This window comes from Pseudarthrobacter sp. CC12 (assembly GCF_039907755.1).
GTDB lineage: Bacteria > Actinomycetota > Actinomycetes > Actinomycetales > Micrococcaceae > Arthrobacter > Arthrobacter niigatensis.
This window is the reverse complement of sequence record NZ_JARDJH010000004.1, coordinates 62,888-76,000: the sequence shown is the minus strand read 5'-3', so window position 1 is coordinate 76,000 and position 13,113 is coordinate 62,888. Positions and strand designations below refer to the sequence as shown.

The following is a 13,113-nucleotide window of genomic DNA, read 5'->3' as shown; positions in this document are numbered from 1 at the left end:
GTTGGAGGACGCTCCACGCTGCTAAAGCTAAACGGTCGGGCTGCGGCGGGTATCCCAGAATTCTGGGTGGCACCGCCTCCGGGTTGCCCGGGATGGCCGGAGCATACTTGGAACATGACCAAGGGCTGGGCTGGAAACCGGAGCCAGGAGCGCATCCGACTCCTGGCAGGCTCGGACCTGGATCACCAAGCTCTCCGGACAGCGATTCTGGCAGAAGTGGCCACCATGGTGCCTTTCGATGCATTCGTTTGGCCGTTGTGTGATCCCGACACGACGGTGGGGATGGCTCCGAGGGCCAGGATTCCCTGCCCCCAGGAATTGCCCACACTTATCCGCCTCAAGTACCTCTCCGGGGCCAGCCGCTGGACCGAGCTGATGCATTCGCCGGAGCCGGCGGAGTCCCTCCTGACGGCAACGCAGGGAGAGCCCTTCCGCAGCCCGGTGTGGAGTGGCGTGTTGCAGCGCTATGGGGTCCGCGATGTCCTGTCCGCCGTCTTTGCCGACAAGTATGGGTGTTGGGTCTGGCTCGATTTGTGGCGTACCGGCGTTCGGTCCCCTTCACGGACGAAGAAACTGCGTACCTGGGCGAGCTCGCAGCGGCAGTGACCGCGGGTCTGCGGAGGTCCGTAGCCAGGCAATTTTGGATTCGACCGCCCCCGGAACCTGGCCCGGACCACGCATCCGGGACAGGAGCCGGGCAGCCCGGATTGCCGGAGCAGGCTGTCCTCACCCTGGACGACGATCTGGCGATAGCTGGCCGAACGGCGTCCGTGGACGACTGGCTCCAGCTGCTTCAGCCTGGTCCGGTTCCTCACGATCACGTGCCGGCTGAGGTGTTGAACGTTGCGGTCCAGCTGGCGGCAAGGGAAGCGCTGGTGGACACCCACCCCGCGGAATGCAGGGTCTACGTCGGGGCGGGCCGCTGGGCCTCCCTGCGGGCCAACCGCATGGAGTCGGGGGGGTCCGGACCCACTCCACCGGTGGCCGTGACGATTCAGGCCAGCACGCCTGCCGCGAGGCTTGACATGTTTGCCCGGGCGTTTGGCCTGACACCCCGGCAGGGGGAACTGCTCTGGCTCACCGCAGCAGGGGCCGGTACGGCAGCCATGGCGGACGCCCAGGGAGTGACGCCGTACACGGTCCAGGACCAGTTCAAGCAACTCTTCAAGGCTTGCCGAGTCCACAGCCGGGCGTCACTGCTGGCCATGGCACTGGCAACGGGGCCCGCGTCCAGCGGGGGGCCATCGGCCCCTGTACCCACCCGCTGACACACACCCCTGGGGAAGTACTACGACAGGAGCACGTCCCAATGTCCCGCCGGGTCTGGTGGCAGCAGGAACGGCATGGCGTAGAAATCGTCCCACAAAGGATCTGTCGGCGGGAGTTCATCCGGCTCAAGCAAGTTGCCGCCAGGCGGTTCCTCGGCTGGCTCGTCCGGCCACTCCAGCGTGTCTGTCACTAACTGGCGCCATAGCGGCAGTTCCACCGGCAGTTCCGATGGTGGTTCCATTGGTCCCACTTCGTCCGCTGTCGCCGGTGCGCCCAACCCGGCTGGGCCCACCCCTGGTGCGTCCAACGCTGTCGGTGCGGACTTCCCGGAGACGATGGCCTTCGGCGCCAGGATTCCTGGTGGCCAGTGGGTTGGTTGGGAGTCTGCTTGTTCGGGTTTGTAGTGTCGGCCGGTGGGTGAGGTCCAGCCGGGCGGTTCATTCGGGGTCGCCGCGTCAGGGACCCAGGTGCTGGTGTGTTTGAGGCGGTGGTGTTTTGGGCAGAGCTGGGCCAAGTTTCGGATGTCTGTTTTGCCGCCGTGTTGCCAGGCGGTGAGGTGGTCGGTGTCGTTGTCGGGGGTGTGGTTGGTGCAGCCTGGGAAGGTGCATTTGCAGTCCCGCAGCCGGATCCATTTCTTGCTGGTCTCCGGGAGCCGGTAGCGGGTGCGTCCGATCTCCAGGGGTGCCCCGTCGCGCGGGTCGACCAGGACCCGGTAGAACGATTCCGCCCCGCCGGCGACGAGCCTCCGTGCCATGGATGCCGGGATCGGCCCGAATCCGTCCAGCACCGCGGGCTCATCGGTGAGGCCAAGCAGTGAGAACACCGGGACCGTGACCAGGATGTCGGCCCGCGGTGTGGGGATTTTCCCAATATCACCGGTGCTCCTGGCAGCTTCACCCGCGGCCGTCGTGTTTCCGGCGCCGAGGAGCAGTGACGCGGCGACGTCGGCGCGGAGCTGGGTGAGGGTCCGCTCCTCCGTGGGGTTTTGGACGCCGCGGGCGGTGGCGGTGCTGCGGTTCCAGATGGCGCACGCGGTATCGCCGGGAAGGTACAGGGACAGCCAGGCCATCCCGTCCCGGTCCGGGGCGTAGTCCATCCGCCGGTCCGCCACCCCCTTCACATGCCGTTTCTCCAAGGACTCAGGGTGGTGGCGTTCCCGCCAAGCCCGGACCTTCGCCCGAAACCTGGACGGGACAAGGTCACCGGGCGCGGCGCCCCGGGCCGGGTTGGGCGCGTCAGGGTCAAAGAAATGCGCCACCAGGCCGGCGGCAGAGTCGGGGGTGAGGCCTTCGGTTTCGTCGGCCACGATCCGGGCGTGCTGCCACGACACCCCACCCATGGACAGGGCCTCAACCACAGCCGGCAGGGAACAGACCCGCCGGGACTGCTCCACCAACGCACCGGCCGCCCCCGAACTGATGGTGAGGATCCCGGCGATCTCCTCCACCGCGGACATCTCCGCAAACGTGCACTCATGGACCGGGGCGTCAGGTGCAACCTGTGCCAGCTGGATTTCGACGGCTTCGGCAACATCACTGACCTTGACCGCTGCGAGCTGGGCCTCCAACCGGGCCACGACTTCAAGCCGCTCCAACCGGATCTCATACCGGCGCCGCAACACATCCACGTCAGCACCAACATGAGCGCCCGAAGCCAAGGAACAATCATCCAGAACCAGCCCGCTCAGGGCAGCAACAGAGGCAGAAACACCCTCCATCACCACCGCGAGATCCGCACCGATTCCCATGAAAACATCATCCAACAGGGGTCTGACATTCAAAGCGGACGCAGCCTTGGCAGGCTGGCCAGCCGCTGCCCAGACGCCCGGACATGCTTGTATTACCTACCCGCCAGCAAAGGGGGGAAGCACGTCGACCACGTCGTCGGCCCCAAGAACCGTTGACTGGTCCCGGACGGCCACCTCGTTGAGCAGGAAGCTGCTGCGGGACAGGAGCCGAGCGAGCGGAGGAGTGCCTGCCGGCGGCTCGGCGCGAGGCACCCCCAGCACAGCTTCCAAGAGATGGGCGACCGTGGCACCGTCGGGCAGGTCGAACTTTTCTTCCTCACGCCCGGCGGCAGCGCGCGCGGCAGCAAAATAACGTACAAGCATCCGTGTCAGCCCCCGATGGCGCTCATGCTGCGGTCCGGCTGGACGAAGTCCGGAGCGTCGAGTCCCACGTGGTCCATGCCGTGGGCCTTTGGTTTGATCCACATGGCATCCTGCCACCGCTGAGCCAGCTCGTCGTCGCCGGCACCAGTGCGCAGCAGGCCCAGCAGGTCGAACTCCTCCCGGGAAAACAGGCAGCTCATGATCTTGCCTTCGGCGGTGATCCTGGTCCGCCTGCAGTCAGCGCAGAACGGTTCGGTGACGGAGGCGATGATCCCCACCGTCCCAAGGAGGGGACTGCCGGCGCCGTCCGCCGGACCTTCCTGCCGCCGTCGTACCTCAAACCGCTCCGCAGGAGCGCCGTCACGCGCCCGGGGATCGGGGGTGAGGACGTAGTCCCGGGACAGCAGGGCGCGGATTTCGGCGGCGGTGATCATATTGCGGCGGGTCCAGCCGTGATCGGCGTCGAGCGGCATCTGTTCAATGAACCGCAGTTCGTACCCGCGCTCCAGCGCCCAGGCCAGCAGCTGGGGCGACTCGGCGTCGTTAATGCCCCGCATCAGGACAGCATTCAGTTTGACCGGACCCAGGCCGGCGGCCCAGGCGGCGTCCACTCCGGCCATGACCTGGCCGAGGAACGGGCGCCGGGTCAGTTTGGTGAACGTCTCCTCATGCAGTGAGTCCAGCGACACATTGATGCGGGTCAGCCCTGCATCCTTCAGCGCGGCAGCCTTCCTGGCCAGGCCCACCCCGTTGGTGGTCATGGAGATCGGCAGGTCCGGGTGGTTGGCCCGCAGGGCGGCGATGATGTCCACCAGGTCATGCCTGACCAGCGGCTCACCGCCGGTGAGCCGCAGTTCCCGGACCCCCAGCTGCTCCACGCCGACTTTCACGATCCGCACGATTTCCGCTGCGGACATCACTGCCTGCTTGGCGAGCCATTCCAGGCCTTCCGCGGGCATGCAGTAGGTGCAGCGGAGATTGCACTTGTCCGTTAGGGACAGCCTCATGTCCGTGGCGCGGCGGCCATACCGGTCCGCCAGCCCGGCCGGCGCGTCAGCGGGGCGGCGCGCCGGAACGCCTGGCAGCGCAGGGGCTGTTTCCTCGCGCGGCTGCGGCATTCCTAGCTGGACACTCATGATTTCAGGCTACGCCACGTTGCGCTGCGCATCACACCCGTGACCGGCGCAGAACCACCGGACGGAACCTGCGCCGGGGACCGCCGCCGAACCTATGCTGGAAGTTGTGAAGAGTTCCCCGCAACAGCACGGGGCGGACGACGACGGCGCCGGCCCCGGGGAGCGTGCGGAAAGTCCCGTCCAACACCAGGCAGTCCCGCACCAGTCAGTCCCGCGGCCCGGGGCACGGTGGGGTGCGGCCGCCGGGATCGCAGCGGCCGCCGGCGGCCTCGCGGCGGGGGAGCTGCTGGCGGGTTTTGCCAGCCCCTCCCTTTCGCCCCTGACCGCTGTGGGCGGCGCTGTCATCGATGCCGTCCCGCCCGGAGTCAAGGACTGGGCCATCACCCTCTTCGGCACTGCGGACAAGGCCGCGCTCCTGGCGGGCATGGGGCTGGCCATTGCCGCTCTGGCGGCCCTGGCCGGGGTCCTGGAGCTCCGCCGCCGGTGGGCCGGTGCCTTCGTGATGGGGATTTTCGGGCTGGCGGGACTGGCTGCGGTCCTCACACGGGCCCAGGCGACCCCCTTGGCCCCCATGCTGCCGGTCCTGGCCGCGGCAGCCGCCATCGTGCTGTTGCGATTCCTGGTCCGGCGGCTGCAGTCGTGGGAAGGCTCCGCCCCGGGGAAGGCAGGGCCCGGAGGAACCGCCGGTTCCCGCCGCGGCTTCCTCCAGGCTCTCGCCGCCACCTCAGCCGCCTCAGCCCTGGGGGGAGTGCTGGCGGGATTCTGGCGCGGAGCCGCCATCGCCGCCACCGAAGCCAGGGCACGGATCACCCTGCCGGCCCCTGCGTCCGCGGCACCGCCCATTCCGGCGGCCGCAGAGGCGGGCGTACCCGGGATGCCGCCGCTGGTCACCCCCAACCCTGGTTTCTACCGGATCGACACTGCCCTGGCTGTTCCTACGGTCAACCCGGAGACCTGGGTCCTGAAAGTCACCGGAATGGTGGCCCGGGAAGTCCAGCTCTCCTTCGCCGACCTCCTGGGGAAGCCCCTGGTGGAACGCCACATGACCATTGCCTGTGTTTCCAACGGGGTGGGCGGGGACCTGATTGGAAACGCCCGCTGGCTCGGTTGGCCGGTCCGCGAACTGCTGGCCCTGGCTGTTCCGCACCAGGGGGCCGACATGGTCCTCTCCCGCAGTGCCGATGGCTGGACTGCCGGAACGCCACTGGAGGCCCTAACCGACGACGGCAGGGACGCGCTCCTTGCCGTAGGCATGAACGGTGAACCGCTGCCGCTGGAGCACGGATTCCCGGTACGCCTGGTGGTCCCGGGCCTCTACGGGTATGTGTCGGCCACCAAGTGGGTTACTGAACTCAAGGTCACCAGGTTCGCCGACGACGCCGGGTATTGGACGCCGCGGGGCTGGTCGGCGCGCGGTCCCATCAAGACGTCGTCGCGCATCGACGTACCCCGCAGCGGGCGTCCGGTCAGTGCCGGAACCGTACTCCTGGCGGGCGTTGCCTGGGCCCAGCACACCGGCATCCAAAAGGTGGAACTGCGGGTCAACCGAGGGCCGTGGCGGGAAGCCGAGCTGGCCCCGGGCATCTCCATAGACACCTGGTACCAGTGGAAGCTGGCGGTCAGCCTGGTCCCGGGGCAGTATGAGGTCCAGGTCCGCGCCACCGATCTCAACGGTGTGGCCCAGGATGAAACTGAGCGGCCTCCCGCGCCGGACGGAGCCACGGGATTCCACACCGTTAGAGTGGACGTGAAATCCTGACGGCCGCGACCAAAGGCGTACCCATGACCAGCCACCCCCACGGCAAAGCAGGCCCGGCCCACCACGCCCGCTCCGTTGCTGAGCATCTGGCGGCGGTCACGGACCTCCTGGCCCGGCTGGCGGCAGAGTCCCGCGCTGAAGTCCTCCCCCTGTCCGGTGCGCTCGGCCGGGCACTGGTGCACGGCTTACTGGCGCCCATCAGCCTTCCCCCATTCGACAACTCCCAAATGGATGGGTACGCCGTCCGGTCAGTGGACATCTCCGACGGCGGAGCTGACCTGCGCATCATGCCCCCGGTTCCCGCCGGGTCCAGCCCGCAGCCGCTGCGGCCCGGGACCGCGGCGCCCATCATGACCGGTGCCATGATCCCGGCGGGGGCGGACGCCGTCGTCCCCATCGAAAAGGCGGTGCCGAACCACTTCCGCACGGAGGCCAGCGATGGGCTGGTGAAGCTGCCCGCAACCGTTCCGGGGACCTATGTGCGTAGCGCCGGCAGCGACATTGCGGCGGGGGAGCGGGCCATGGCCGCCAGGACGTGCCTGGGACCGGCGCAGCTGGGACTTCTCGCAGCCCTCGGTGTGGCTGAGGTGGAGGTGTACCGGGCAGTGACTGTCCTGCTCGTCACCACCGGGGACGAGGTAGTCCAACCGGGACAACCACTGCCGCAGGGCAAGATCTACGACTCCAACGGAACCCTCCTGGAAGCGGCCATGAAACAGGCTGGACTCAACGTCCGGCGCACCGGCATCTCCACCGACAACCCCGCCGAACTCCAGGCCCTGCTGCGGACCGCCGGCCATGACGTGGACCTGATCGTGACCACGGGCGGGGTCAGCAAGGGCGCGTATGAGGTGGTGCGCCAGGCCATGGCGGACCAGCCCGCCGAGTTCCTGCATGTGGCCATGCAGCCGGGCGGACCCCAAGGGATAGGACTGTTCGACGGCGTCCCCTTCCTGGGGTTTCCCGGCAACCCGGTCAGCTGCCTGGTGTCCTTCGAGATGTTCCTCCGCCCCGCCCTGTCGGGACTGCTCGGGTCGCCGGCGGCCAGGCAGCCGCTGCGCGCCCGCCTGGCCCAGCCCTTGGAGTCACCCGGGCACAAGCACCAGGTCCGGCGGGGAAGCCTGCAGCCTGACGGGACCGTGCAGCTGGAGGGCGGCGAGGGCTCGCACCTGATGCACGCGCTCGCGGGATCGAACTGCCTGGTCCACGTCCCCGTTGGCGTAACGGAGCTCGCCGCCGGCGACGAGGTGGAAGTATGGATGCTGTGAACGCAGAACAGACCCCCGCGCTGACGCACCTGCGCCAGGACGGCAGCGCCCAGATGGTGGATGTTTCCGCCAAGGCAGAAACAACCCGCGAGGCCACGGCCACCGCTACGGTCCGGACCACACCGGAGGTGATGCGGCTCCTGGGCACCGGCGGCCTGCCCAAGGGGGATGCCCTGGCCGTTGCGCGCGTGGCAGGCATCATGGCCGCCAAGAAGACCCCGGACCTGATTCCGCTGTGCCATCCGCTGCCGCTGTCCAAGGTGACGGTCGATTTCGACCTTGGCCTGGACGCCGTCGCCATCAGCTCCACCGTCAAGACACGGGGCGTCACCGGAGTGGAAATGGAGGCCCTGACAGCGGCGTCCGTGGCTGCGCTGAGCGTCTACGACATGATCAAGGCCGTGGACAAACATGCCGTCCTCACGGACATCAAGGTGCTGGCGAAGAGCGGCGGCAAGAGCGGAGACTGGGCCCTGTGACTACCCCCAACACCCTTCGGGTTCCCGAACCGCACCGGCATGGCGACGTACAGGGACGGAAAGCCGGCGTCGTCATCGCCTCCACCCGCGCCGCCGCCGGCATCTACGACGACGAAACCGGGCCCGTGATCACCGACTGGCTCACCGAACACGGTTTTGACGTGTTTCCCGCCATGGTGGTCCCCGACGGCGACCCCGCGGGCGCAGCCATCCGCGCGCTCCTTACCCAGCACCCCGCCGTCGTCATCACCAGCGGCGGCACCGGCCTCAGCCCCGACGACCGGACTCCCGACGTCACCCTGCCGCTGCTGGACCGGGAAATCCCCGGAATCATGGAGGCCATCCGGCGGGCCGGAGCCGCCAAAACCCCGCTTGCTGCCCTGAGCCGGGGGTATGCCGGCGCCGCAGGGCGGACCTTCATCGTGAACCTGCCCGGCTCCCCGAAGGGCGTCATGGACGGACTGGGCGTCCTGGACCCGCTCATCGGGCATCTGTGCGACCAGCTGGAGGGCGGACATGGGCACTGAAGCATTCGAAGTAGTCAGCGCGGTCCTGAGCGCTGAGCCCATCTCGGTGGACCAGGCGATTGCCGCTGTGGAAAGCGATACAGCCGGTGCCGTGGTCAGCTTCAGCGGCGTGGTGCGCAACCACGACGGCGGCAAGGCCGTCAATCGCCTCAGCTACAGTGCGCACCCCACGGCGCACCAGGTCATGGCAGACGTCGTCGGGCGCCTGGTTGCCGAGCAGAACGCCGAAGCAGGTGCCGGGCCCGGACAGCCCGTCCGGATCTGGGCGGCGCACCGGATCGGCATGCTGGAGATTGGGGACCCGGCCCTGGTGTGCGCGGTGTCCGCAGCCCACCGCGGGCAGGCGTTCGCCGTCTGCTCCGAGCTGGTGGACCGCATCAAGGAACAGGTACCTATCTGGAAGGAACAATTCTTCACTGACGGCACCGTGGAATGGGTTGGCGCAGGCAGCTGATGCGGCACTGTCCGGAGCGCCCCCGGGACTGCGAGGTAACGCACGCCGCCCGGTTCCTGCGCGCGCGGGTCCCGCCGGTAGGGTTAACGGCATGACCGAACAACACTCCGTTCCCAAGCTGGTGGCCGTCCTGGGCGCCAACGGACGCATGGGCGCCGAGGCCGTCAAAGCCGTCGACGCCGCGCCCGACATGAAGCTCGTCGCAGCCCTGGGACGGGGTGACTCGCTGGAGCAGCTGGCCGCCTCGGGCGCCCAGTATGTGGTGGACCTGACGGTTCCCGAAAGCACCGAAGCCAACGTCCGCTTCGCCGTCGAGCACGGCATCCACACCGTGGTGGGCACCACCGGCTGGGACGCGGGACGCTTGTCAGCCCTGGAGTCTTTGCTGGCAGCGCACCCGGGCACCGGTGTCCTCATTGCGCCCAACTTCGCCCTGGGCTCGGTCCTGGCCTCGGCCTTCGCAGCGAAGGCATCGAAGTACTTTGAATCGGTGGAGATCATCGAACTGCACCACCCGGACAAGGTCGACGCCCCGTCCGGCACCGCTGTCCGCACCGCCCAGCTGATCGCCGCCGAGCGCGCGGCGGCGCAGGTTCCGCCAAGCCCGGATGCCACCACCAGCGAGCGTGCCGGGGCCCGCGGCTGCGAGGTGGACGGCGTCCGCGTCCACAGCGTCCGGCTCCGCGGCCTGGTGGCACACCAGGAAGTGCTCTTTGGCGGTCCGGGGGAGCAGCTGACCCTTCGCCACGATTCCTTCGACCGCGCCTCGTTCATGCCCGGCGTGCTCCTGGGCGTGCGCAACGTTGCGGCGCACCCGGGCCTGACAGTGGGCCTGGATGGATACCTGGACCTGGACTCTAGGCCATGAATGGTCTCCTAGCCGGCTTCCGGAAAAACCGCACCAAGATTTGGGTGGGTGCGGTCACCCTCCTGCTGGTTTTCTACCTGGTGGTCTCCTTCCAGCGTTCGCTCCTGCTCCTGACGGACAGCAACCTGACAGCCAAGGCCATCGGCGCCGCCTACCTGGTGCTGCCCGTTGTGGGCGCCTGGGCCCTGATCCGGGAGCTCATGTTCGGCGCCCGCACCGAGCAGATGGCCAAAGTCCTGGAAGCCGAAGGCGGGCTGCCCGTCGATGAGCTCCCACGCACGCCCGGAGGCCGGATCGTTCGGGCCGCAGCAGACGCGGAGTTCGAAAAGTACCGGGCCGAAGCCGAAGCCGCCCCCAACGACTGGCGTTCCTGGTTCCGCCTCAGCTGCGCCTACGACGCCGCCGGCGACCGCAAACGTGCGCGGGCGTCCATGCGTGACGCCGTGAAGCTCTTTACCGCCGCCTCCTGATCCACCGCCGGCGCCGGCCCGGCCCCAGCCTCGCGGTGGCGCTGCGGGTAACTGCGATGGGCATTTCTGCCCATCGCAGTCCGCCTCCGCCCGCGGTAGGTTTATTTAGTAAATACTCTTTAGCTTTGGGGGAAAGCATGAGGCTGGCCGTATCTGTGCCACGGTTCCGGCTCTCCGGAACCGAAGGCAGGGCCCCCGCCCCTCAACCCCACCACTTCGCTCCTCCACGCCGTGCCGCCCGAGGCTTCCTGACGCCGCGCGCAGTTACTCCTGGGCCCAGCCGCGCCCTGCGTGCCGCACCGCACCCTTGACCAGAAGGACCATCAATGAGCCACCCAAATTTCCCGCAGCCGCCCCACAACGGACCGGCCGCTCCACCCATTCCGCCGGCACCATCCACCTACGGCGGACGGCCCAATTTCCAGGGGCAGTTCCCGGCAGGTCCGCAGGGGGAATACCAGCCCGGGCCCCACGGCAACGCTTTCTACTCCGGCGGCCCCGGAAAGTCCTTCATCACCACCTGGATCCTGTCCCTGCTGCTGGGAACATTTGGTGCGGACCGCTTCTACCTGGGCAAGACCGGCTCGGGTGTCGCCAAGCTCTTGACCGCCGGTGGCCTGGGCATCTGGGCCCTCGTTGACCTGATCATGACCTTGACGGGGAACACCAGGGACAAGGAAGGCCGCCCGCTGGAGGGCTACCCGGAGAACAAGAAGAAGGCCTGGATCATCACCGGCATCCTCTGGCTGGTGAGTATCATCACCGCTATCCTGCTGACCCTCGTGTCCCTTGCAGTGGCCGGCGCCGCCCTTGAGAAGCGGACGATCCCAGGAGCGCCCGATGTTCCGTCGGCCTCACAGGCCGCCCCGGCGCCGTCCACCGGATCCGCCCCACCCAGTGCATCGGCTGCCGGCGCGAACTCCTTCGTGGCCACCGTCTCGGAAGGAAATACCGTCAAGGTCAGCGTCCTCGACTCCATCTACACCACGGAAATTCCGGGCATGACGTACCTGCAGCCCAAGAATGGCGGATTCCTGGCCGTCAAGGTCTCCTGGGAGACGCTGACCGGAAGCAGCTTCGCCAGCCCCTCGAACTTCACGGTCTTCGACGCTGACGGCAAAGAGGGCGAACTGGTTTACCTCGATGACGGCATGGGCGCCCTGCCCACCGATGAGGTGGGTGCCGGCGATCGCCGCCAGGGCGTCATCGCGTTCGATGTGAAGAAGGGCCCGGTCCAGGTTGTCCTCAACGATGACTTCGGCGACAAGGCGGCCGCCTTCACGCTGACGCCGCAATAGCAGGCGGCCCCGGCGCCGGAACCGGACCCGCGCCCCCACCCGGGGGCGCGGGTCCTTTCATTCCGGCCGGCGCTTTGGGCAGCGGGAGGGTCAGGAAAGGGCCTTGAAGCCTCCGCGGCCCACAAGCGAGGCCGTATGGCCTGCCCACTCCAGCGGGCCGCGCCACCGCAGCCGGGCGAAAACGATGCCGATCGTGACGGCGGTGGCCGCCTGGGCGAAGAACATCCCGTCCTCGGTCCAGCCGGCGGGAAGGGGCTTCAGGTAAAACCCGGAGACAACCCAGACGTGGACGGTGTAGAGAGTCAACGTCATGGCGCCGGCCCCGCGCAACGGCAGCAGCAGGTCCAGGTCCACCCACTCCGCGAGGCGCTCCAGGAGCAGGCAGGCGCCGATGACGGCAGTGGCCACCGCCGAGGTATGCAGCAGGTCAAGCGGGGTTCCCGAGTGCGGTGCCGCTGACGCCAGCCACCACCAGGAACCCTCCTGCTGGATGCCTGTCAGGTTGACCTGCAGGACGCTGCCCAACGGGTACCCCGGAGCGTTGAGGACCTGCTCCAGCGCTGCACGGCCGCCCCAGTCTTCCATGGCCGCCGTACCCAGGGCCTTGGCCGCCACGGCCACCACGGTTCCGCTTACCAGCAGCAGCACCGGGGTGACTGCTTTGGTGAGCACCAGGCGGCCTATCACCACTCCCACCAGCAGGTAGGACAGCCATTGGAACACGGGGTAGTAGCCGGTAAAGAAGACATCCGCGAGCAGCCGTGTTGGCGTAGCCAGGTCATCCCAGGCGGGGTTGTGGCCCAGGTTCAGCGGGGGTTCGGGGGCCAGCAGCCATGGCCGCAGGAGGTACGCCAGCACCGGCGACGCAAGGATCCATCCCGCGGCCCACGCGCACAGCGGCTTCACCCCGAGCCCCAGGAAAGGCAGGATACACAAAAACAGCACGGCGTAGTGGACCAGGATGATGGCCACATTCACTTCGAGTCCGCCCAGGGTAAGTCCGACGGCGGCAACCACCAGGGCGCGCAGTGCCACGCCGCGCCGGGCGGCGGAGAGTTGGGCACCCTCGAGCGGCGTGTTCTTCCCGGTGGACAGGGCGAGCCCCACGCCCGCCAGCACGGCGAAGAGGGCAGCAGCGCGGCCGGAGAAGGTGAGGCCGATCCAGGTCGGCGTGAGGTTTGCATTCGATTCGAAGGTGGGCAGCAGGTGGGTGGCCATCATGCCCAGCAGGGCCACGCCCCGCGCAGCGTCGATGCCCCGAAGACGCCCCGGTTGCCGGCTTCCAGTGGCCTTGCGGGACCGGGTGGCCGCGGATCGGGACGTCATGACCAGATCGTCTCACATGCGCCGCCGGCGCAGCTTGTCACAGCACGGCAGGACCGGCCCCGGGCCCTGAAAGGCCGGACCGTCCGGGCAGCCACGCACCATCCAGAGGATACCTGGACATCCTTGTTTTCGAATATATGTTCGAATAT

At 68.1% G+C, this 13,113-nt stretch carries 14 protein-coding genes; 10 read left to right on the top strand and 4 right to left on the bottom strand.

The genetic code is table 11. The features are described 5' to 3' along the window. Positions 1 to 114 precede the first annotated feature (114 nt). Positions 115 to 606, top strand: coding sequence for a hypothetical protein (locus PV772_RS04775; protein WP_246839730.1), 492 nt, complete (start codon positions 115 to 117; stop codon positions 604 to 606). 101 nt (positions 607 to 707) lie between these two features. After that, a complete protein-coding gene (locus tag PV772_RS04770; protein WP_347885500.1) occupies positions 708 to 1,268 on the top strand; it encodes a hypothetical protein in 561 nt (186 codons plus the stop codon). A gap of 20 nt (positions 1,269 to 1,288) precedes the next feature. Here the strand turns inward: PV772_RS04770 and PV772_RS04765 are convergent, their stop codons facing one another. From PV772_RS04765 to moaA, 3 genes are all read right to left on the bottom strand, one after another. Continuing rightward, a complete protein-coding gene (locus tag PV772_RS04765) occupies positions 1,289 to 3,016 on the bottom strand; it encodes an HNH endonuclease signature motif containing protein (protein WP_141160978.1) in 1,728 nt (575 codons plus the stop codon). 96 nt (positions 3,017 to 3,112) lie between these two features. Next, positions 3,113 to 3,379: a MoaD/ThiS family protein gene (locus tag PV772_RS04760; protein WP_141181168.1), complete on the bottom strand. Its 267-nt coding sequence runs from the start codon at positions 3,377 to 3,379 to the stop codon at positions 3,113 to 3,115. A gap of 5 nt (positions 3,380 to 3,384) precedes the next feature. Beyond that, positions 3,385 to 4,497 (bottom strand): GTP 3',8-cyclase MoaA, encoded by a 1,113-nt coding sequence (gene moaA, locus PV772_RS04755; RefSeq protein WP_347885575.1) that lies wholly within the window; start codon positions 4,495 to 4,497, stop codon positions 3,385 to 3,387. Between the two features lie 265 nt (positions 4,498 to 4,762). Here moaA and PV772_RS04750 point away from each other — a divergent pair, with 265 nt between their 5' ends. From PV772_RS04750 to PV772_RS04715, 8 genes are all read left to right on the top strand, one after another. Then, a complete protein-coding gene (locus PV772_RS04750; protein WP_246839920.1) occupies positions 4,763 to 6,274 on the top strand; it encodes a molybdopterin-dependent oxidoreductase in 1,512 nt (503 codons plus the stop codon). Between the two features lie 23 nt (positions 6,275 to 6,297). Further along, a complete protein-coding gene (gene glp / locus PV772_RS04745) occupies positions 6,298 to 7,542 on the top strand; it encodes a gephyrin-like molybdotransferase Glp (RefSeq protein ID WP_347885499.1) in 1,245 nt (414 codons plus the stop codon). Next, a complete protein-coding gene (moaC, locus tag PV772_RS04740; protein ID WP_141181171.1) occupies positions 7,530 to 8,021 on the top strand; it encodes a cyclic pyranopterin monophosphate synthase MoaC in 492 nt (163 codons plus the stop codon). The genes glp and moaC overlap by 13 nt, the downstream gene beginning before the upstream one ends. Next, positions 8,018 to 8,548 carry a MogA/MoaB family molybdenum cofactor biosynthesis protein gene (locus PV772_RS04735; protein ID WP_141181172.1) on the top strand — a complete coding sequence of 177 codons (531 nt, stop codon included), beginning with the start codon at positions 8,018 to 8,020 and terminating at the stop codon, positions 8,546 to 8,548. Before moaC ends, PV772_RS04735 begins: the two co-directional genes overlap by 4 nt. After that, positions 8,538 to 9,002 carry a molybdenum cofactor biosynthesis protein MoaE gene (locus PV772_RS04730; RefSeq protein WP_141160972.1) on the top strand — a complete coding sequence of 155 codons (465 nt, stop codon included), beginning with the start codon at positions 8,538 to 8,540 and terminating at the stop codon, positions 9,000 to 9,002. The genes PV772_RS04735 and PV772_RS04730 overlap by 11 nt, the downstream gene beginning before the upstream one ends. Before the next feature lie 91 nt (positions 9,003 to 9,093). After that, complete coding sequence (gene dapB, locus PV772_RS04725) at positions 9,094 to 9,870, top strand: 4-hydroxy-tetrahydrodipicolinate reductase (RefSeq protein WP_347885498.1); 777 nt, start codon at positions 9,094 to 9,096, stop codon at positions 9,868 to 9,870. Further along, the gene (locus PV772_RS04720) at positions 9,867 to 10,340 is read left to right on the top strand and encodes a hypothetical protein (RefSeq protein ID WP_141160970.1); all 474 of its coding nucleotides are present in this window, start codon (positions 9,867 to 9,869) and stop codon (positions 10,338 to 10,340) included. Before dapB ends, PV772_RS04720 begins: the two co-directional genes overlap by 4 nt. 326 nt (positions 10,341 to 10,666) lie before the next feature. Next, positions 10,667 to 11,638 carry a TM2 domain-containing protein gene (locus PV772_RS04715; RefSeq protein WP_347885497.1) on the top strand — a complete coding sequence of 324 codons (972 nt, stop codon included), beginning with the start codon at positions 10,667 to 10,669 and terminating at the stop codon, positions 11,636 to 11,638. 90 nt (positions 11,639 to 11,728) lie between these two features. Here the strand turns inward: PV772_RS04715 and PV772_RS04710 are convergent, their stop codons facing one another. Then, positions 11,729 to 12,964, bottom strand: a complete 1,236-nt coding sequence (locus tag PV772_RS04710; protein WP_347885496.1) for a heparan-alpha-glucosaminide N-acetyltransferase domain-containing protein — start codon at positions 12,962 to 12,964, stop codon at positions 11,729 to 11,731. Positions 12,965 to 13,113: the final 149 nt, after the last annotated feature.

Bases quoted from the DNA above. Each gene is read 5' to 3' on its own strand.
- PV772_RS04775 (WP_246839730.1), top strand. From the start codon at position 115: ATGACCAAGGGCTGGGCTGGAAACCGGAGCCAGGAGCGCATCCGACTC.
- PV772_RS04765 (WP_141160978.1), bottom strand. From the start codon at position 3,016: ATGGGAATCGGTGCGGATCTCGCGGTGGTGATGGAGGGTGTTTCTGCC.
- PV772_RS04760 (WP_141181168.1), bottom strand. From the start codon at position 3,379: ATGCTTGTACGTTATTTTGCTGCCGCGCGCGCTGCCGCCGGGCGTGAG.
- moaA (WP_347885575.1), bottom strand. From the start codon at position 4,497: ATGCCGCAGCCGCGCGAGGAAACAGCCCCTGCGCTGCCAGGCGTTCCG.
- glp (WP_347885499.1), top strand. From the start codon at position 6,298: ATGACCAGCCACCCCCACGGCAAAGCAGGCCCGGCCCACCACGCCCGC.
- moaC (WP_141181171.1), top strand. From the start codon at position 7,530: ATGGATGCTGTGAACGCAGAACAGACCCCCGCGCTGACGCACCTGCGC.
- PV772_RS04730 (WP_141160972.1), top strand. From the start codon at position 8,538: ATGGGCACTGAAGCATTCGAAGTAGTCAGCGCGGTCCTGAGCGCTGAG.
- dapB (WP_347885498.1), top strand. From the start codon at position 9,094: ATGACCGAACAACACTCCGTTCCCAAGCTGGTGGCCGTCCTGGGCGCC.
- PV772_RS04720 (WP_141160970.1), top strand. From the start codon at position 9,867: ATGAATGGTCTCCTAGCCGGCTTCCGGAAAAACCGCACCAAGATTTGG.
- PV772_RS04715 (WP_347885497.1), top strand. From the start codon at position 10,667: ATGAGCCACCCAAATTTCCCGCAGCCGCCCCACAACGGACCGGCCGCT.
- PV772_RS04710 (WP_347885496.1), bottom strand. From the start codon at position 12,964: ATGACGTCCCGATCCGCGGCCACCCGGTCCCGCAAGGCCACTGGAAGC.